Below are 16,930 nucleotides of genomic sequence, written 5' to 3'. Positions count from 1 at the left end.
ATGTCTGATTTGATTTTGTTTTGGCATCGTCGAGATCTGCGGATCTCGGACAATCTAGGTTTGGCAACGGCACGAGAACGATCGCAGAAAGTTGTCGGGGTGTTTTGTCTTGATCCGTTAATTCTCGATCGAGATGATGTGGCTCCGGCACGAGTGAAGTATCTGATCGGAAGTTTGGAGTCGTTGCAGTCTCGATATCGAGAAGCGGGAAGCGAGTTACTGATTATTCAAGCTGATCCGAAAGAGGGAATTCCGAAATTAGCACGATCGCTCAACGCTTCAGCGGTGTTTTTGAATGAAGATGTCGAACCGTATGGACGCGATCGCGATCAGACTGTGATGGCTTCGTTGAATTCAATGGGAATCAAAACGCAAACGTTCTGGTCCCAATTGATGCACTCACCCGAATCAATCAAATCGGGATCGGGATCGCCTTACACTGTTTATTCGCCATTTTGGAAGAATTGGAGCATTCAGAAGAAAACGCCTCCGGCTCCGGATCTTGCAGGAGTCGAAGGATTGACCGATTCGGAACGAGAACAAGCAGAAGGACTGATTCCGCTGCCATCTGCAAAGGATTTGGGCTATGTCTGGGATAATCCCTTGATGCTTGATCCGGGTGAAAAAGCAGCGCAGGAACGATTAGAAGAATTCTGCTCGAATGCGATCTATTCGTATCAAGAAGAGCGGAATTTTCCGGCTCATCCTGGCACTTCGTTGCTCAGTGCGGCTTTGAAGTTTGGTGTGATTGGAGTGCGGACGGTTTGGAGCGCGATCGATGAAGCAGCCCATCGCGGCGACACGGACGATATCCGGGTTTATCGTCAAGAAATTGCTTGGCGTGAGTTTTATCAACACGCGATGTATCACTTTCCTGAACTCGCGGACGGTGCTTATCGGGAAGTGTTGAAGAGCTTTCCTTGGGACAATAACGAGCAGTATTTTCAGGCTTGGTGTGAAGGTCGAACCGGATTCCCGATCGTTGATGCTGCGATCCGTCAAATGAATGAAACCGCTTGGATGCACAATCGCTGTCGGATGATTGTGGCGAGCTTTTTGACTAAGGATTTATTCGTGGATTATCGCTTGGGTGAGAAGTATTTTATGCAGCGATTGTACGATGGCGATTTGTCGTCGAACAATGGCGGATGGCAGTGGAGTACATCGAGCGGCATGGACCCGAAACCGTTGAGGATCTTTAATCCAGCAAGTCAGACGAAGAAGTTTGATCAAGATGCGGACTATATTCGGGAGTTCTTGCCAGAATTGCGTCATGTGGAAACGGCGGATTTGATTTCTGGCACGATTTCAAAGGAAGAACGCGATCGAGCGGGCTATCCAAAACCGATCATTGATCACAATGTGCAACAGCGGAAATTTAAGGAACGGTTTGCCGCACAGAAGGCGGCAACCGGAGATGGTGGTGGGGATTGATGCTGCGTTTCAGTCGCCTAATGCCCCCTAAATCCCCCATTCTGGGGGACTTCAAGCAGTCTAAAGAGATTTGATTCTCAAAGTCCCCCAGAATGGGGGATTTAGGGGGCAAAGGATTTATCGCCTGAACAAATCAATCTGGTACTAGGAAGCCGCGATCGCGTTCCCACAATCATCAATGGTGGCTCGATCGCGTTTCACAATCTCAACATTCAATCGATGTAAAACCTGATCGATCGGTAACGCAAATCCCAGCCCTTCAATCCCTTTACTGGCAATCTTCTCGGTCACAATTCCAATTACTGCACCTTGACGATTCATCAATGGACCACCACTATTGCCCGGATTAATCGCGGTATCGGTTTGAATCAAACGTCGATCGCCATCTAATCGAAATCCGCTGACAATTCCTTGAGTCACGCTATTCGAGAGCGATAGCGGATTGCCGATCGCAATCACCGATTCCCCCACTCGAACCGCATTCGTCTCACATAGCGGCAACCCTGAAACGTCGATCGCATCTCCTTCCAATCGCACCAGAGCCGCATCGAGTTCCGGATCACGCCGCAACACTCGCCCAATTCGAGTACTGCCATCATACAAATCCACATTCACCGTAAAGGCAGAACCCACGACATGATGATTGGTAATCACTAACCCAGAAGAATCAATCAGAAATCCACTGCCGCGACCACTCGCCGTCCGAATTCGCACGATCGAAGAAACACTTCGCCCGGTTAATTGCGCGATCGACAACGGTTGATCCGAGACTGCCAAAGCTGCAACCTCATATCGAGCAGGAGTCACCGTTTCAGATCCGGGTGAATCCAAAGCAGCTAAAAAGGTCGGCTCCGATAAAAGCTGTTTAATGCTTGCCCGAATCGCCTCGTAAGTTGCAGCCGGATTATCAATCCCTTCTGCCTCAGCACTTCCGGTAATTTCCTGACGATAAACAACTCTCGCACGATGTCGATCGAACAATTCCCAGCGAATCGTTCGTTCATCTTGAGTACGATCGCTTTTGAACCACGACTGATACGAATTCAATCGCGCCTGGGTCATCGTGCCACCGACCAAAAAGCGTCCGGGTTCTGTATCGTTTACCGCTTCTTCAAACACAGAACTCGGCTGCGATCGCGCTACATTCAATCCTGCTTGCACCAGTTCATCTTCGATCAAATACCGGGCGGATTCTTCAAAGCGATCGTCCCGCTCACTCGACGCCGTATACCGCTGCTGCACAACATTCAACCAGCCTTCGTGATGTCCACCAATAATCACTCCAGGCAACACACCCGATCGAATTCGGGCAATCTCAATTTTTGCGGACATCGGATCATGAGAAGCTCTTTGTGGCTCACTCAAACTTGGAGCTTGCAGCGTCAGCCACCAAAACAAACCAGCCAACACAACACGCCAAATGGGGGTCTGATTCATAGGATGTAGAACATGAAGGACGACATCGCTAGAACGTCCAAATCGTCCCGTTCTTGAGCGTTCTAGCCTCAACCGGGTAGGGTGTGATGATTATACATCCAGATTCTCATCTACGCCTATAGAAGGATGACATTTGATCGCTAATTTCGCAGCCCCAACTATTCCTGCTCGATTTCCCAATTCTGCGGTCAAAATCTGTAAGCCTTCACGCGAAGTCGGCATCACTCGCTGTTCGATTTCGGCGATCGCACTGGGTAGAAAAAACTCCGCACTCGCACTCACTCCGCCACCAATCACGATCGCTTCTGGAGTCAGCACATAAATCAGACTGGTTAATCCCAACCCCAAATCGCGCCCATACGATCGCCAAAATTCTAAGGCTTCAGGATCACTCGATCGAGCTAATCGCCCCAATTCATCCGGTTCCTTTCCTGTTCGTCGTCGGATCGCTTGAATCGAGGTGTGTTGCTCTAACGATCCCCGATTGCCGCTATTACAAGGCTCACCATTTCTATCTAGGCTAATCAGTCCCAATTCTCCCGCTGCGCCGTTGTGCCCGATAAAAAGTTCACCGTTGAGAATAATCGCGCCACCGACACCCGTTCCCAAAGTCAGCAGAATGAAATTGCGAAACGATCGACCCGCACCTAACCACGCTTCTCCCAATCCAGCACAGTTGGCATCATTTGAAGCGATCGTGGGTCGTCCTGTTTTCGCCTCGATCCAATCTGCGATCGGCACTTCGATCCAATTCGGCAAATTGATCGCAATTCGGGCAATACGTCCAGTAGCATCCGTGGGACCCGGCATCCCGATCCCGATCGCAGAAGCTTCTCGATCGGGATCAAGTTTTGCGATCGCATCAACGATCGCCATCAATACAGGTTCAGGAAACGCAGGCTGAGGAGTTGGAACCGTTATCGTTTTGAGGCAATGCCCATCAGTGGTAAACCGTCCTAACTTAATTGCAGTTCCACCTAAATCGATTCCCAGGACTTGAATTGACCCATTCATTGCGGTTGCTTGAGAAACAGAAATGATCCTACAAGCAATCTGGTAGACTTTCCCAAGCTTGCGTGACGATCTCGCTTAACCAATGACGTTGTTGAGGATCGAGGAGTCTATCTTCTGCGAGCACTTCGGCTTTGACTTCTTCGAGCGATCGACCTTGCGATCGAGCCGTGTCGATTACTTGTGCGATCGCGCTGAGTAATAATTCTTCAGTAACAGGTTCAGAATGGGGAGGTGAAATCGGATAATTCATAGGGCAATCCCAGTCGCGGCTTTAATCAGGAATAATAAGAAAGATGTGAAGTTTTTTAAGTTGGTATCAGGAGTAGCTTGTTTTTCCTGGAGTTGTCAACCCGCTTTAGTTCCCGATTCGGAGTTTAGATCGACGATTATGAAAGAAATCCTTTACCTCGAAGTCCCAACCCCGGATACCAATGCGGTGATTCAATGGCTGCATACGGGCTACAGTTCGAAATCTGGCGAAAAATCGCTCACTCCTGCGGGAATTCGTTTGACTTTGGGTGGTGAATTGTCGATTTTTGTGTGGTCAGTTCAGCGATCGACCTATCTCAAAGTGTTTCGCACTGGTGCAGTTCCAGGTGAAAAGCAGATTTTAAATCAGTTTGTGGAGGCGATTCGATCGCAGTTTCCCAATCTTTACCCAGAACCGCCACAAATCGATTTATCTCAGCAATCAATTTTTGATGCTCTAGCGGCGTACTATCCGAAAACAGTCGAATTTTTCAAAAAGATTCCCAACGGGGAATACGACCTCAATCGTGTGTACTGGTGGGAGCAACGATGGCGCGAAGGCGTTCAAACTCCTCAAACGCCGCGTCAAGTCGTGTTTGTCACCGATAACGGCGATACGACTCCAACAAAACCAGCATTTGATCTAATCTACGTTGGTGGCGCGTTGGGAATTGTTCATGCGGCAGTGATGGCGAAATTGGGCTATCGGGTGTTGCTGATTGAGCGAATGCCGTTTGGACGGATGAATCGCGAGTGGAATATTTCGCGGAGTGAATTTCAGAGCTTGATTGATTTGGGATTGTTCACGATCGCAGAGTTTGATCGCGTCATCGCCAACGAATATGTAGACGGCTTCCATAAATTCTTTGATGCCAACAATCCCCCGCAAGCCAAAGCGAAAATTCTCCACACGCCAACGGTTTTAAATATCGCGATCGATGCTGAGCGATTCCTCAAACTCTGTGGTGAAAAACTCAGAGAAGCAGGCGGCGAAGTCTGGGACGAAACGGAATTTCAACGTGCTGATATCAGCCCGAATCAAGTCACGATCAATGCAACTCATTTACCCACTCAGCAAGAAAGACGCATCACCGGACGATTGTTAGTCGATGCAATGGGAACAGCTTCCCCGATCGCGTGGCAATTGAACGGAGGACGCGCTTTTGATAGTGTGTGTCCCACGGTTGGGGCTGTGATTTCCGAAGGCTTTGATCAAGGCGTGTGGGATTCGCACTACGGCGACGTGTTGAACAGTCACGGCGACATTTCACGCGGCAGACAATTGATCTGGGAGCTGTTCCCCGCCGAAGAGAAAGAGCTAACCTTTTATCTGTTTCACTATCACCAAGTGCATCCTGAGAATCCTGGATCGCTGCTCGAAATGTACGAGGATTTCTTTACGATTTTGCCCGAATATCGGCGCTGTGACATGGAGAAACTCGTCTGGAAAAAGGCAACATTCGGGTACATTCCAGGACATTTCAGCACCAATAGCCGCGATCGCACCATTGCATTCGATCGATTAATCGCGATCGGGGATGCTGCCTCACTGCAATCTCCGTTAGTCTTTACGGGCTTCGGTTCATTGGTGCGGAATCTATCTCGATTAACACACTTACTAGATGTTGCTCTGAAACATGACTTATTGAGTAAGCGATCGCTCAATGCCATCCGAGCGTATCAAAGCAATGTTTCGGTCACTTGGATGTTTTCAAAAGGAATGATGGTTCCGACTGGAAAATCATTACCGCCACAGCAAGTGAATTCGATGCTGAACACCTTCTTTGATGTGTTAGCAGACCAACCGCCAGAAGTTGCAGATGCGTTTATCAAAGATCGAGTGACTTGGACAAGGTTTAATGCAATGGCGATCGTGGCTGCGCTAAAGAATCCATCTTTATTGCTGTGGATTTGGCAAATGGCAGGTCCGAGAGATTTGTTGCGCTGGACTGGCAACTATCTCAATTTTGGATTGAATGCGTTGATTAGCTGGATTCTCAGTGGTTGGTTTCCAAAGGTGCTCTTTCAGAGTCAGCCTTGGTTAGAGTCGAGATTTCCGGCGATTTGGTTGTGGGGGCTATCTCAGAGCTATGCCATGACATACGGCATGGGGAAACCTCAGATGATGCCGAAATTTAAGCTGATGCGATCGATTTACGCGATCGGCGTAAATCGATCGCGTTTAGACAATCGAGAGCCGGAAGCTGGAAATCACCAGGTGAGTTAAACACTGCACCCGTGATGATCTGAAATCAGCGCGATCGCTAACCTGATGCGATCGCACTCCACCAACTAAAATAATTCCATCCGCCCTCATCCATTAGCAGCCATGCAGCAATTCTCGATCGAAGAAATGAAAGCGCGATCTCAAGACGTTTTAGAAACCGCAACCAGCGAACCTGTGATTTTGCTCGATCAATCTCAGCCGAGCTACGTTGTCCTCTCAATTCAGAACTATCAGCAACTGCTCGATCGTCTCACCGAACTCGAAGATCAAGCCCTCGGAAAACTTGCCGAAGTCGAATTACAAAACTCTTCAATGGTCGGATCAGCCACCTTTGTTGCCGAACTAGAACAGCTTGCAACACTCGACAAGCACGATCGATAACGAACATGGCAAAACTTGATGGTCTTGAATCCGTTCTAGAGTTCATCAAAGGACTTCAGCCCAAAATTACCGCACAGCTTGCTAAGAAAGTCCTGATGCTCAACCTCGATCCCTTACCTCCAGATAGCAAAGCACTCAAAGGCTACGAAGGCTACTATCGAGTAGATTCGGGTGAATATAGAATTGTCTATCGTTATGACCCTGAAGAAGATTTAGTCGAGGTCATTCTGGTTGGTAAACGCAATGACGATGAAGTTTACAAGCAGCTTCGTCGATTGCTTGACTGATCGCCCCCTAACTCGCCGCGATCGCACTCACATCCTTCTGTCCCCACACCTCCGGCAACACGTTCCCCCAAGACACCGGAACCGACACCACCGCAACCGTTTCCCCTTGCCGAAACACCTCGATCGTATATCCCGTTTCCTGATGTTCCTCTGAAAACGGCAACTCATCGACAATCACACCACGATCGCCCACCTTTACACCGCTTTCCGGCACATCCCGCAACATAACTACCCAATGAAATAGCACATCCTTCATTCTGCAATCCTCCTGCCCTGCATTCTCTTCCTCAGACTTATCCGGATACAGCGTCACAAACCGAATCGCATCAGCACCTGTATCCTGCTGCCAAATCGTCACCACTCTCAATCTGCGACCATTCAAGCCAGTCCACTCACAATTCACTCTAAATCTTGTGCCCCATTCAGTCGCGATCGTTTCAAATACTTCATGTCCCTCCACTGCCCTGAGTATATCCTGCTCCAACGATCGCCAAGTTTGCAGCGTATACCCCGCACCAGCTAAAAACTCGGACTCGTCATCTTTCGGCTGATAAATCAAGAGGTAATTCGTCAGCTTTCGCTCTTGAATCACCAAGCCCGATGGCATTTTCATTCCGCTAATCCGTTTAAATTGAGCTTAGTATACAAGCTCTTCAGCCTGCGTAAGTTAGAGACTGCATCCGTGATCATTCGGTTTGCTCATATTGCACCATGACACAGATTCGGTAAACCTTCTGAAATTTTAGACTTCAAGCCTAAAAGCTGTGTCAGCGTTTCGTTCTCCGTATATTTTGTGGGTGTAGACCAGCACTTCGATCGCGCAGTGCTGTTTTGATCAATCGCGTATCTGCTCATTGACTGCCACTGGTCGATCGCACTTCTGATCATTCGGGCTGCGATCGATGAGTTGCACTGTCTGATGCTCGATCGCGCTTAGTTGACATTCAAGATGAGAAGAAATCATGAAACTTGCACTTTTAGGCGCAGTCGCAGCGGGAGTCGCTTACGCGACTCCCGCTGCGGCACTCCAGACTTTTAACTTCACGGGCAGTTTGCAATCGTGGACAGTGCCTATCACGGGAACCTACACGATTACAACCTTTGGCGCTCAAGGTGGAAACCGTGTCGGACTCCCCGGTGGCTTAGGCGGGAGAACGGGGGCAGACTTCAATCTGGCAGCGGGGCAGACAATCAGCATTTTAGTGGGCGGTCAAGGTGGCAACAGTAACGTAAGAGGATCAGGAGGAGGAGGAGGGACTTTCGTAGCTTAGGGGGTGACAACGCAGCTGAACCGTAGAGAAGATGCCGGATAGCAGTATCGAGAGACAGAAAAAATGAGGTGATTCCAATTGTTTCACCTCATCGATCTAAAATATGTTGCCCTCATTCTATCAAACCTGTTTACAATCGCAATTAACCCAGACGCAATTTGTGACGCTAGAAATCTTGGTCGAACTGTTGCACAAAGAGCGCAGAATTACGATTGAACGCTTAGCCACTCTATTTCCGCAACCGATTCTATTTGAGAGCAGACGACGAAACATTCAACGATTCTTGAGCTTGCCGCAACTGACTCCGCAAGCGATCTGGTTTCCGATTGTCAAGCAGTGGGTCAAGCGACATCATCCCCGGAGCAAACCACTTCATCTGGTGATTGACCGTACCCAATGGCAAGACCATAACTTGATCATGGTGAGTCTTGTGTACAATAAGCGAGCGATTCCATTGCACTGGATGTGGCTGAACAAGCAAGGACAGAGTTCACTTGTTGAACAACGAAGAGTGTTACGCCCTGTGTTTCATCTGTTGAAAAAGCATCGCTTCATTCTGCTCGGAGACCGTGAGTTTCACAGCATTGAACTGGCGGCTTGGTGTGTAGAAAAGCGAGTCAAATTCGTGTTCCGTTTACCGAAGAGTACGACCGTCAAACCAGACGACAGCAGCAGGTTTACGCGCCTTGATGACTTGCCGCAAACGCCCGGAATCACCGAGCAATATCTGCAAATTCAAGTGACGCAAAATCGCGGGTTCGGCAAGCACAATTTAGTCTTGCGCCAAAAGCGTGCCTACCGTCAATCGAGTTCGGATGCTTGGTATCTTCTGACTAATCTCGTCGATGCCGAACAAACGCTCAACGCTTATGCCACTCGCTTCTCGATTGAACCCCTGTTCAAAGACTACAAATCCGGCGGCTATCACCTCGAAGATTGTCATGCCGATTTCGGGCGTTTTACTGCCCTGCTGGTCCTGATTGCCATTGCCTACTCGATCTCGACCCTACAAGGGCGGCGCATTCGCAAAAAACAAGTGCAGCGTTACGTCGCTCGTGTGACTGAGCCAAAGCGGACAACAAAGCGTCACAGTGCTTTCTGGATTGGCTTGTATGGCAAGTTATGGATTGAACCCTTGAATTTGTGGTCAACCTTGGCAGGTCAACTGATGGCACTCAAGCCGCAAAAACGCCTTTTCTTTCAGCGAGGTCTCAACGCCATTTCCCTGATTCAGTCTGCTCTCTAGCTTCGTTGTCACCCCTTAAGCTTTCGTAGTCTTGGTCAACGGCGGAACCACGATACCGATCATCGTTGCGGGCGGCGGTGCTGGCAGGAACGGCGCTGTCGGCGTGGGCGGCAGCAGCGGAAGTTTCAGCGCCGGTAATGGAACTGGCGGTAGTACTAGCGGCGGTGGCGGTGGTTTCAGCAGTAACGGTTTCAGCGGTGGCTTTAGCTTCCTTAACGGCGGCGGCGGTGGCACTCCCAGGTTTCCTGGTGCTGGTGCTGGTGGATTTGGCGGCGGCGGTGGGGGTGGTCCCGCTGTTGGCGATGGCGGTGGTGGTGGCGGTTTCAATGGAGGTGGCAACTCCATCGGCGGCACTGGCTTTATCAACTCAGCCTTTCTAGCCAATCCTGCCAACATCAGTGTTGCTGATGGGGTGAGAAGTGGTGATGGCTTCGTTGAAATCACCGAAATCACTCCGATTCCCTTCGCGTTTTCGCCTCTGCCTGGTCTGGTGGTGAGCGGAGTGCTGTCGCGCTTGCGTCGTCGGAAGCAATCTGCTGCACCGTTGAAGGTGGAGGCTTAGACGAGATCTGAAAGTCTCTTTGCTGCGTTGCGCTCCCGCCCTGAAATGAATTTCGGGCTAATCGTGGAAAGTCTACTGAAGTAGACTGGGAAGCAGTTTCATTCTCTTAGTCCATTTCTAATGGACTTGCGCCGATTAGCCCGAAATTCCATTTCAGGGCGGGACACTGCAACGATCGAAGCGCGATCGCCCTTCATCTCAAGCGCGATCGCACTCCACTTAAAATAATTCGTTCTCATCTAGTTTTGGCGGATCTGTTCGAGTTGTTCGATCGATAACTCAGTCAGCCGAGCGATCGCTTCTAGGGGGTAGTTCTCCTGTAACATTTTGAGCGCTAACGATCGACGCGCTTCTAACTGTCCTTCTTGCCGTCCACGCAGTTCAGCTTCTTGCTGCCATTCTTGATAAAGCGGAGATTGCTGCATAATATCCCTCCGTAAAATTCGTTTGATCACTTCTTTATCCAATGATAAAGCAGCCAACACACCAGAAGCTGCCGCTAGATTACTCTTTTCCTGTCCGTCTTCCAATGCCTCGATTCTTTGCGCCACTTCTCTGAGCGTTGCGGCTCGATTGCTCGTTCTCGTCAATGCCGCATACGGCAACAACCCTGGACGCTGCAAAAATTGCTCAGTTGACTGCTCCCACAATCGAATCACATCAAACTCATTCCGCAATCGATTCACCTGAAAATCGGTCTTATACACCTGTTGCGAGTTTGTCTCCCGTAGATAGACGACAACCTGCACTAATCGCCGATTCGGAAACTTGCGATAAATTCGTAAACTATAATCCGCCATCCGAAAGCCAATTTGATCGTCTGGATCGGTTTGAAATTCCGCATGAAGGATCAGCCGTCTTGATTTAAGCAGCACTACAGAATCCGCCCGAATCGGCTCAAGTGAGAGTTCTTTCGGCTTGAGTTCCGTGAGCTTGATCGGCTTACCGACCAACCAAGAAGAAATATCCTCAGAGTATTCGTCTGCAAGGAATTTGGAAAGAGTATCAAACATCGACCTATTTTACTGGCATTTTGGCTTGGCAATGAGGGCAGTAGTACAATCGTCGTCCAGCTAAGACTTCTTTGACGATCGCTGTTCCACACACAAAGCAAGGACGATTCTCGCGATTAAACACATAGTGCCGATAGTCACTTCTACGATCGCCGTTCGCTTTCAACCGCATTGCTATTTCTAAATCGTTAGTAATTCCCTTTGTTCGATAAGACTGGTGTGTAACCGTTAAAACCGCTTGTGATAAAGCTTGTATTTGACTATCAGAACAATCGATCGGGCGTAGGGTTGGAAACACTCGCGCCACAAAGAGAATTTCACTCCGAAGATAGTTACCTAAGCCGCCAAGAAAATGTTGATCTAATAATAAAATCGGTAGCTGTCGCCGATAGAATCGTTTATCTCGAAACCTAGCTTCAATCTGTTCCACAGTCACTGCTTCATCTAACACATCTAACTCAATCCGACTCAGAAACAAATGGGTCGATAGTTCAGATTCTTGTAAAACTTCAATATCAGAAGCACTGTAGAGCAATGCTGATTTTTTTGCAGTGTGAATTGCTAAGCGTAACTGTCGATTGGTTTGTGGGTAAGAATGAGCTTTGCGAACATACCAGCGACCATAAAGCTGATTGTGACTGTAGAGATAAAGCTGATTGCTAAAACAAATCACCATGCCTTTCCCACGAGTCCGAACAGCGGTTACAGAATGCCCGATGAATGCGGATTCGTAAGGTTTTAATCGATCGAAGGCGAAGAACATTTCGGTCACTCGTCGATCGACTAATGCTGCCGCAATTTGATCCGCTGCTTGACGAATTTCAGGTCCTTCGGGCATCTCGTTACGCTAGATTAAAGGTATGTTAGAACTACATTGCCACACAACCTACTCAGATGGAATGCTGAGTCCGACCGAACTCGTGAACGCCGCGATCGAGTCCGGTGTTCGTGCGCTCGCGATTACCGATCACGATACGGTTTCCGGTTGGGATGAAGCGTTTAGCGCTTTGCGCAACTGCGAAGCAACCGCTGCTGCTCCTCCCGAACTCGAAATCGTGCCTGGATTAGAATTGAGTACCGTGTTTCGCGATCGCTCTCTTCATATTTTGGGGTTTTATCCCGATCGAGATCAGTTAGTTCCACCCCTCACCGAACGCATCGAAGGGCGGAAACGTCGCGCTCAAGAAATGATCGATAAACTTGCGGCACTCGGTTACGACATTGAACTGCCGCAGATGGGCGAAGGAATGGCTCCCGGTCGTCCTCATATTGCTTCGGCATTGGTAAGAGCGGGTCATGTGGAATCGACGAGAGAAGCCTTCGATCGCTTTCTCGCGGACGATCGACCTGCATTTGTTCAGTATGAAAAATTCAGTGCCGCAGATGGTATTCGATTGTTGCGCGATTGTGGAGCCGTTCCGATTTGGGCGCATCCGTTTCTGTTTCGGGGTGCACCTGTGAAGCAAGTTCTACCAGAACTAGTGGAAGCTGGACTGATGGGAATTGAAGTTTATCATCCGAGTCACACACTTTGGCAAGCAGAGCGACTGAAAGAAATGTGTGCTCAGAACGGATTGTTAATCAGTGGTGGAAGTGATTTTCATGGGATTCCGGCGGATTGCAAAGCGGATGAATATCGATCGCTTAATAGTTTGAAAGTGTCGATCGACCTTTTAGACCCGATTAAACAGGCTGCAATTTCGCTGAAAAATTGAGAGATTTCTCCGGACGAGGACTAGGGTTCTCGTATAGGAGAATGGTAGATGCACCCTGATGATTCACCCCTGACGATTTGGTCGGGGGTTTTTTGTTAGTTCCCTTTCGGATGATCTGCTGCCACTTGAGACACGCGCTGTGAAATCTCCGGATTGTACAGTCGGAGATAGTTCCAATAGTTTCCTAGCACCGATTTCACATAGCCTCGCGTTTCCGAATAAGGAATTGATTCCACAAATTCATCCGGATCTTGCGTTTTCGCTTTGCTCAACCAGCCTGAAACGGCTCCGGGTCCTGCATTGTAACTAGCAACTGCTAAGAGAGAATTATTGCTGTACTGTGCATGGGTATAGTCCAAATACCAGGTTCCAAACTTGATATTGGTTTCAGGATCAGCGAGTTTGAACTCTTTAACTTTGATGTTATTGGCAATGTATTGACCCGTTTCGGGCATTACTTGCATCAGTCCCACGGCTCCAACGCTCGATCGAATATTTGGTTCAAACCGCGATTCTTGCCGAATTAATGCCGTCACTAACATTGGATTGATTTGACGTTGCTGTGACCAATTCTCGATCGTTTCCACAAACGGAAATGGATAAAGCGCCTGCCAGTAACCAATGTTTTTTCTCAATTGCTGATATTGTGCTTTATCTTCGGGCGTGTCTCGATCGCGCAAACTTCCGACCATATAAATCGCATCGAGATTGTCACCGACACCCAATCGCATCACGCCATCGGTGAACTGTTCTGCGATCGACGGTTTCACCCGGTTCTGAAATTCGATCTGCCAGTGTGACCAAGCCGCGCGTTCTTGTCCCAATTGGTAAAGCTCTTTTAATGCAGGCGATCCCGCAGGTAACTCCGGACGAGAAAGCGGTTTTTGCACTTGGGGATTCATCGATCGGACACTGTTAAAGTCGCCCACATTCCAACCGAGAATCGAAGCCGATCGCCAAGCAAAATAAGACTCAGGATGATCGCTGAGAACTTTCTGGAACAGTTTCGCCGCTTGATCATTGTTGCCGATCGTTTGTGCCCATTTACCCGACCAGAAGCCTGCCTCAGCCGCGATTTCACTCGTCGAATTGTTGGTTAAAATTGGCTCTGCCCATTGTCGAGCGAGTTTAATGTTTCCAGCTTTGGCACTTTTTTGAGCATATTCCCAGCGCATTTCAGCCGCAGCATCCGAATTCGCGTACTGAGTGAGAACTAATTGCCGCATCTGTGCCGCAGTCTTACCGCTGTTCATTTTGTCGAGCATTTTCGACTTTTCAACCAAAGCAGCGGGAGCACGATCGGGGAAATTCTGAATCACTTGATCGAGATACGCGATCGCCATTTGTGGCGTTTCTGCTAAATCTGCTAATCGCGTCAGGGCTAAACCTGCCTCTGAAGACTGCGGAAACTGCTGCACCATTTGACGATAGCGCTCTGTTGCTCCAGGTTTACCACTCAGATGCAAGCCACGAGCCGATCGATAAGCGGTTAATGACGTTTGAGGCGCACGAGAATATGCGATCGCGCCTTTGTCATAGACTTGATTTTCCCAGTAGCCAAATGCGATCGCTTCCCAGTCTTCCGGTTTTAGTTGGTTACTAAACTGTGAAACAATGCGATCGAGCAATTCGGTATAGCCTTCACTATCCGTTCCATATCGCGCCACCAACATCAGCAACGGAAACTGTTTCGGATTTTGTTTTAAGCGCGTTCTGGCAATCTCGATCGATCGTGGATGCGATGGAAATTGCTGCAATGCTTGATCCCAGAACTTAGAATCTTTTTTTCCTAAAGTAAAGAGTGCTTCAGCCGTCGCAGGTTCTTTCGGCAACTGTTTCACAACTTCTTGTAAAGTCTGCGCGGCTTCCTTCTGCTTTCCTGACACCTCATAGGCTTGAGCGCGTTTTACTCCAATCTGTGCTGCTAAGACTGGATAGCTTTTCTCTAAATCTTTGAGTTGTTCTAATGCTTTTTCGCCTTGATTCTGAGAAATTAGATCAACCGCTAACAAATAACGAGCACGATCGCGCTCCAATGTCGAACTTGCACTTTGCGTCACCTGTTTGAGTGCGGCTCCGCGTTCGTTGGCGGATTTTGTCACCAGTGGACTAATCACAGTGCTAGGTGTCCCAATGCCACTCGGCTGAGGGGAATTGAGCGATTGGATTGAACTCACTACACCCGATGGCATTTCTGAAACTTGTCTGAGTTTCTCGATCGGCAATAATGCACCCGCAATTAATCCGATCGCTCCGGCTCCAGAGGCGAGGATCAACCAAAATTTCCGTTCTTTAAACAGGGGCTTTCGCATGGAGAAACGTCCAGAACAAAGGGGCAATTTGTCGCAAACTGTAAGCAGTTATAGCAGAGTTTTAATAATTCTGAGGCATAAATAGAATCTCAGTCTCAAATCAGACATCGATCTACGGTTTCCGGCATTTTGATCGATACTGGAAATCAGACGTTAGAACCCACGCAAAGGGCAAGATTGGAATGAATTTAACAGTCACGGGAACTTCACTACTGGAATGGTCAGGCGATGGTTTAGCGATCGCACTCTTTGAAGGTGCAGATTTATCCGGCGATGTCGCTGCCTTGGATCAAAAACTATCCGGTGCAATCTCCGAACTCATCGCGGATGTCGAATTCAAAGGTAAATCAGGCAGCACAGCCTCGACGCGAATTGCAGGTAGCCCCATTCGGAAACTCTTACTCGTGGGACTCGGTAAGCCTGATGCGTTCAATCTAGAAACACTCCGTCGATCGAGTGCAGCAGCAGCAAAATTAGCCAAACGCGATCGCTGCAAGTCAGTAGGATTGAGCTTTCCACTCTACAACGATGATTCAGCCATAACGACTCAAGCGATCGTCGAAGGCATCGAATTATCGCTCTACAAAGATCTGCGCTTTAAGTCAGAACCCGATGACAGTGCGAAAGTTGAATCGATCGAACTTCTCGGTTTAGCAGGTCAAGAGGCTGCGATTGAAAGAGCACGTCAAATCTGTTCGGGGGTGTTTCTTGCGCGGGAATTAGTCGCGGCTCCAGCGAACTATGTGACTCCGATTACGATGGCTGAGACTGCATTAGCGATCGCGAACGAATACGGTTTAGACATTCAAATCCTCGAAAAAGAAGACTGTGAGAAGCTCGGAATGGGAGCCTTCTTAGGAGTCGCTCAAGCTTCAGATCTCCCGCCTAAATTCATCCACATCACCTACAAACCCGAAGGAACCCCTCGGAAAAAATTAGCCATCATCGGAAAAGGTCTGACATTCGATTCCGGTGGCTTAAACATCAAAGGTGCGGGAAGCGGCATCGAAATGATGAAAACTGATATGGGTGGCGCGGGTGCAACCTTTGGAGCGGTAAAAGCGATCGCGCAATTAAAACCCGATGTCGAAGTGCATTTTATTAGCGCTGTCACCGAAAACATGATCAGCGGTCGCGCTATTCACCCCGGCGACATTCTCACCGCCTCGAACGGGAAAACGATCGAGATTAACAATACCGATGCCGAAGGACGGTTAACGCTGGCAGATGCGCTGGTTTATACCGAAAAATTGGGCGTTGATGCGATCGTCGATCTAGCAACCCTAACTGGAGCTTGCGTGATTGCCCTTGGTGATAACATTGCGGGCTTGTGGAGTCCCAATGATGAACTAGCGAATCAACTCCTGAAAGCGAGTGAACAAAGTGGCGAAAAACTGTGGCGGATGCCAATGGAAGAGAAGTACTTTGACAGTATGAAATCAGGCATCGCAGACATGAAGAATACGGGTGCGCGTGCAGGTGGCGCGATTTCTGCTTCGTTATTTCTCAAACAGTTTGTGAAAGAAACGCCTTGGGCGCATTTAGATGTCGCGGGTCCGGTTTGGACAGATAAAGAGAATGGCTACAATGGCGCAGGCGCAACAGGTTACGGCGTTCGATTGCTCGTAGACTGGGTGCTGAGCGCTTGATACAATGTGAGTCCGATGAGTCTTTCCACTTCGATGCCGTCTCGTCCGTGATTGAAAATCCGGGCTAATGGTGCGAAGCCTCTCGTAATAGGCTGAGAAAGCATGAATCACAGGCTTGCAATCTTTGAGAGAT

Annotated in this window: 18 protein-coding genes; 9 read left to right on the top strand and 9 right to left on the bottom strand. The window is 48.8% G+C overall.

Going from position 1 to position 16,930, the window contains the following annotated elements:
- Window positions 1–1,434 (top strand): FAD-binding domain-containing protein, encoded by a 1,434-nt coding sequence (locus NIES2104_RS11300; protein ID WP_058998309.1) that lies wholly within the window; start codon window positions 1–3, stop codon window positions 1,432–1,434.
- Between the two features lie 144 nt (window positions 1,435–1,578).
- Here NIES2104_RS11300 and NIES2104_RS11295 read toward each other — a convergent pair whose 3' ends face one another.
- The 3 genes from NIES2104_RS11295 to NIES2104_RS11285 all read right to left on the bottom strand — a co-directional run bounded on the left by NIES2104_RS11295 (window position 1,579) and on the right by NIES2104_RS11285 (window position 4,135).
- Window positions 1,579–2,871, bottom strand: coding sequence for a S1C family serine protease (locus tag NIES2104_RS11295; RefSeq protein WP_058998308.1), 1,293 nt, complete (start codon window positions 2,869–2,871; stop codon window positions 1,579–1,581).
- Between the two features lie 90 nt (window positions 2,872–2,961).
- Window positions 2,962–3,885, bottom strand: a complete 924-nt coding sequence (locus tag NIES2104_RS11290) for an ROK family protein (RefSeq protein ID WP_058998307.1) — start codon at window positions 3,883–3,885, stop codon at window positions 2,962–2,964.
- Between the two features lie 28 nt (window positions 3,886–3,913).
- On the bottom strand, window positions 3,914–4,135 hold the full coding sequence (locus tag NIES2104_RS11285) for a hypothetical protein (RefSeq protein WP_058998306.1): 222 nt from the start codon (window positions 4,133–4,135) through the stop codon (window positions 3,914–3,916).
- A 138-nt stretch (window positions 4,136–4,273) separates the two neighbouring features.
- Here NIES2104_RS11285 and NIES2104_RS11280 point away from each other — a divergent pair, with 138 nt between their 5' ends.
- The 3 genes from NIES2104_RS11280 (at window position 4,274) to NIES2104_RS11270 (ending at window position 7,029) form a co-directional block, all read left to right on the top strand.
- The gene (locus NIES2104_RS11280) at window positions 4,274–6,361 is read left to right on the top strand and encodes an NAD(P)/FAD-dependent oxidoreductase (RefSeq protein ID WP_058998305.1); all 2,088 of its coding nucleotides are present in this window, start codon (window positions 4,274–4,276) and stop codon (window positions 6,359–6,361) included.
- A 102-nt stretch (window positions 6,362–6,463) separates the two neighbouring features.
- Window positions 6,464–6,742: a type II toxin-antitoxin system Phd/YefM family antitoxin gene (locus NIES2104_RS11275; RefSeq protein ID WP_058998304.1), complete on the top strand. Its 279-nt coding sequence runs from the start codon at window positions 6,464–6,466 to the stop codon at window positions 6,740–6,742.
- A 5-nt stretch (window positions 6,743–6,747) separates the two neighbouring features.
- On the top strand, window positions 6,748–7,029 hold the full coding sequence (locus NIES2104_RS11270; protein WP_058998303.1) for a type II toxin-antitoxin system RelE/ParE family toxin: 282 nt from the start codon (window positions 6,748–6,750) through the stop codon (window positions 7,027–7,029).
- Between the two features lie 7 nt (window positions 7,030–7,036).
- On the opposite strand, the gene NIES2104_RS11265 is transcribed toward NIES2104_RS11270, so the two are convergent.
- Complete coding sequence (locus tag NIES2104_RS11265) at window positions 7,037–7,642, bottom strand: DUF6883 domain-containing protein (protein WP_082689968.1); 606 nt, start codon at window positions 7,640–7,642, stop codon at window positions 7,037–7,039.
- 222 nt (window positions 7,643–7,864) lie between these two features.
- Window positions 7,865–7,993, bottom strand: coding sequence for a hypothetical protein (locus NIES2104_RS33400; protein WP_263970943.1), 129 nt, complete (start codon window positions 7,991–7,993; stop codon window positions 7,865–7,867).
- Between NIES2104_RS33400 and NIES2104_RS11260 the strand changes: the two genes are divergently transcribed.
- The 3 genes from NIES2104_RS11260 (at window position 7,992) to NIES2104_RS32270 (ending at window position 10,108) form a co-directional block, all read left to right on the top strand.
- A complete protein-coding gene (locus NIES2104_RS11260; RefSeq protein ID WP_058998301.1) occupies window positions 7,992–8,300 on the top strand; it encodes a glycine-rich protein in 309 nt (102 codons plus the stop codon). The two genes, NIES2104_RS33400 and NIES2104_RS11260, sit on opposite strands and share 2 nt — an antisense overlap.
- A gap of 103 nt (window positions 8,301–8,403) precedes the next feature.
- On the top strand, window positions 8,404–9,546 hold the full coding sequence (locus tag NIES2104_RS11255) for an IS4 family transposase (protein ID WP_058995868.1): 1,143 nt from the start codon (window positions 8,404–8,406) through the stop codon (window positions 9,544–9,546).
- Between the two features lie 103 nt (window positions 9,547–9,649).
- A complete protein-coding gene (locus NIES2104_RS32270) occupies window positions 9,650–10,108 on the top strand; it encodes a hypothetical protein (protein ID WP_192843575.1) in 459 nt (152 codons plus the stop codon).
- 98 nt (window positions 10,109–10,206) lie between these two features.
- On the opposite strand, the gene NIES2104_RS31700 is transcribed toward NIES2104_RS32270, so the two are convergent.
- From NIES2104_RS31700 to nei, 3 genes are read right to left on the bottom strand one after another with little or no spacing between them, the layout of a single operon-like run.
- Entirely contained in the window at window positions 10,207–10,347 is a 141-nt protein-coding gene (locus NIES2104_RS31700; RefSeq protein ID WP_156426924.1) for a hypothetical protein, read from the bottom strand.
- Window positions 10,348–11,121 carry an Rpn family recombination-promoting nuclease/putative transposase gene (locus NIES2104_RS11245; RefSeq protein WP_058998299.1) on the bottom strand — a complete coding sequence of 258 codons (774 nt, stop codon included), beginning with the start codon at window positions 11,119–11,121 and terminating at the stop codon, window positions 10,348–10,350.
- Between the two features lie 4 nt (window positions 11,122–11,125).
- Window positions 11,126–11,959, bottom strand: coding sequence for an endonuclease VIII (gene nei, locus NIES2104_RS11240; RefSeq protein WP_058998298.1), 834 nt, complete (start codon window positions 11,957–11,959; stop codon window positions 11,126–11,128).
- Between the two features lie 22 nt (window positions 11,960–11,981).
- On the opposite strand from nei, the gene NIES2104_RS11235 reads away from it, so the two are divergent.
- Complete coding sequence (locus tag NIES2104_RS11235) at window positions 11,982–12,836, top strand: PHP domain-containing protein (RefSeq protein ID WP_058998297.1); 855 nt, start codon at window positions 11,982–11,984, stop codon at window positions 12,834–12,836.
- A gap of 95 nt (window positions 12,837–12,931) precedes the next feature.
- On the opposite strand, the gene NIES2104_RS11230 is transcribed toward NIES2104_RS11235, so the two are convergent.
- A complete protein-coding gene (locus NIES2104_RS11230) occupies window positions 12,932–15,148 on the bottom strand; it encodes a transglycosylase SLT domain-containing protein (protein ID WP_058998296.1) in 2,217 nt (738 codons plus the stop codon).
- 182 nt (window positions 15,149–15,330) lie between these two features.
- Here NIES2104_RS11230 and NIES2104_RS11225 point away from each other — a divergent pair, with 182 nt between their 5' ends.
- Complete coding sequence (locus tag NIES2104_RS11225) at window positions 15,331–16,797, top strand: leucyl aminopeptidase (RefSeq protein ID WP_058998295.1); 1,467 nt, start codon at window positions 15,331–15,333, stop codon at window positions 16,795–16,797.
- The last annotated feature ends 133 nt before the right edge of the window (window positions 16,798–16,930 follow it).

The sequence above is a fragment of the Leptolyngbya sp. NIES-2104 genome (assembly GCF_001485215.1).
Taxonomy (GTDB): domain Bacteria; phylum Cyanobacteriota; class Cyanobacteriia; order Leptolyngbyales; family Leptolyngbyaceae; genus Leptolyngbya.
This window is presented reverse-complemented; position numbering and strand designations above follow the sequence as displayed.

Coding starts and splice junctions, on each gene's coding strand:
- NIES2104_RS11300 (WP_058998309.1), top strand. CDS start 1: ATGTCTGATTTGATTTTGTTTTGGCATCGTCGAGATCTGCGGATCTCG.
- NIES2104_RS11295 (WP_058998308.1), bottom strand. CDS start 2,871: ATGAATCAGACCCCCATTTGGCGTGTTGTGTTGGCTGGTTTGTTTTGG.
- NIES2104_RS11290 (WP_058998307.1), bottom strand. CDS start 3,885: ATGAATGGGTCAATTCAAGTCCTGGGAATCGATTTAGGTGGAACTGCA.
- NIES2104_RS11285 (WP_058998306.1), bottom strand. CDS start 4,135: ATGAATTATCCGATTTCACCTCCCCATTCTGAACCTGTTACTGAAGAA.
- NIES2104_RS11280 (WP_058998305.1), top strand. CDS start 4,274: ATGAAAGAAATCCTTTACCTCGAAGTCCCAACCCCGGATACCAATGCG.
- NIES2104_RS11275 (WP_058998304.1), top strand. CDS start 6,464: ATGCAGCAATTCTCGATCGAAGAAATGAAAGCGCGATCTCAAGACGTT.
- NIES2104_RS11270 (WP_058998303.1), top strand. CDS start 6,748: ATGGCAAAACTTGATGGTCTTGAATCCGTTCTAGAGTTCATCAAAGGA.
- NIES2104_RS11265 (WP_082689968.1), bottom strand. CDS start 7,642: ATGAAAATGCCATCGGGCTTGGTGATTCAAGAGCGAAAGCTGACGAAT.
- NIES2104_RS11260 (WP_058998301.1), top strand. CDS start 7,992: ATGAAACTTGCACTTTTAGGCGCAGTCGCAGCGGGAGTCGCTTACGCG.
- NIES2104_RS33400 (WP_263970943.1), bottom strand. CDS start 7,993: ATGATTTCTTCTCATCTTGAATGTCAACTAAGCGCGATCGAGCATCAG.
- NIES2104_RS11255 (WP_058995868.1), top strand. CDS start 8,404: ATGTTGCCCTCATTCTATCAAACCTGTTTACAATCGCAATTAACCCAG.
- NIES2104_RS31700 (WP_156426924.1), bottom strand. CDS start 10,347: ATGAGAACGAATTATTTTAAGTGGAGTGCGATCGCGCTTGAGATGAAG.
- NIES2104_RS11245 (WP_058998299.1), bottom strand. CDS start 11,121: ATGTTTGATACTCTTTCCAAATTCCTTGCAGACGAATACTCTGAGGAT.
- nei (WP_058998298.1), bottom strand. CDS start 11,959: ATGCCCGAAGGACCTGAAATTCGTCAAGCAGCGGATCAAATTGCGGCA.
- NIES2104_RS11235 (WP_058998297.1), top strand. CDS start 11,982: ATGTTAGAACTACATTGCCACACAACCTACTCAGATGGAATGCTGAGT.
- NIES2104_RS11230 (WP_058998296.1), bottom strand. CDS start 15,148: ATGCGAAAGCCCCTGTTTAAAGAACGGAAATTTTGGTTGATCCTCGCC.
- NIES2104_RS11225 (WP_058998295.1), top strand. CDS start 15,331: ATGAATTTAACAGTCACGGGAACTTCACTACTGGAATGGTCAGGCGAT.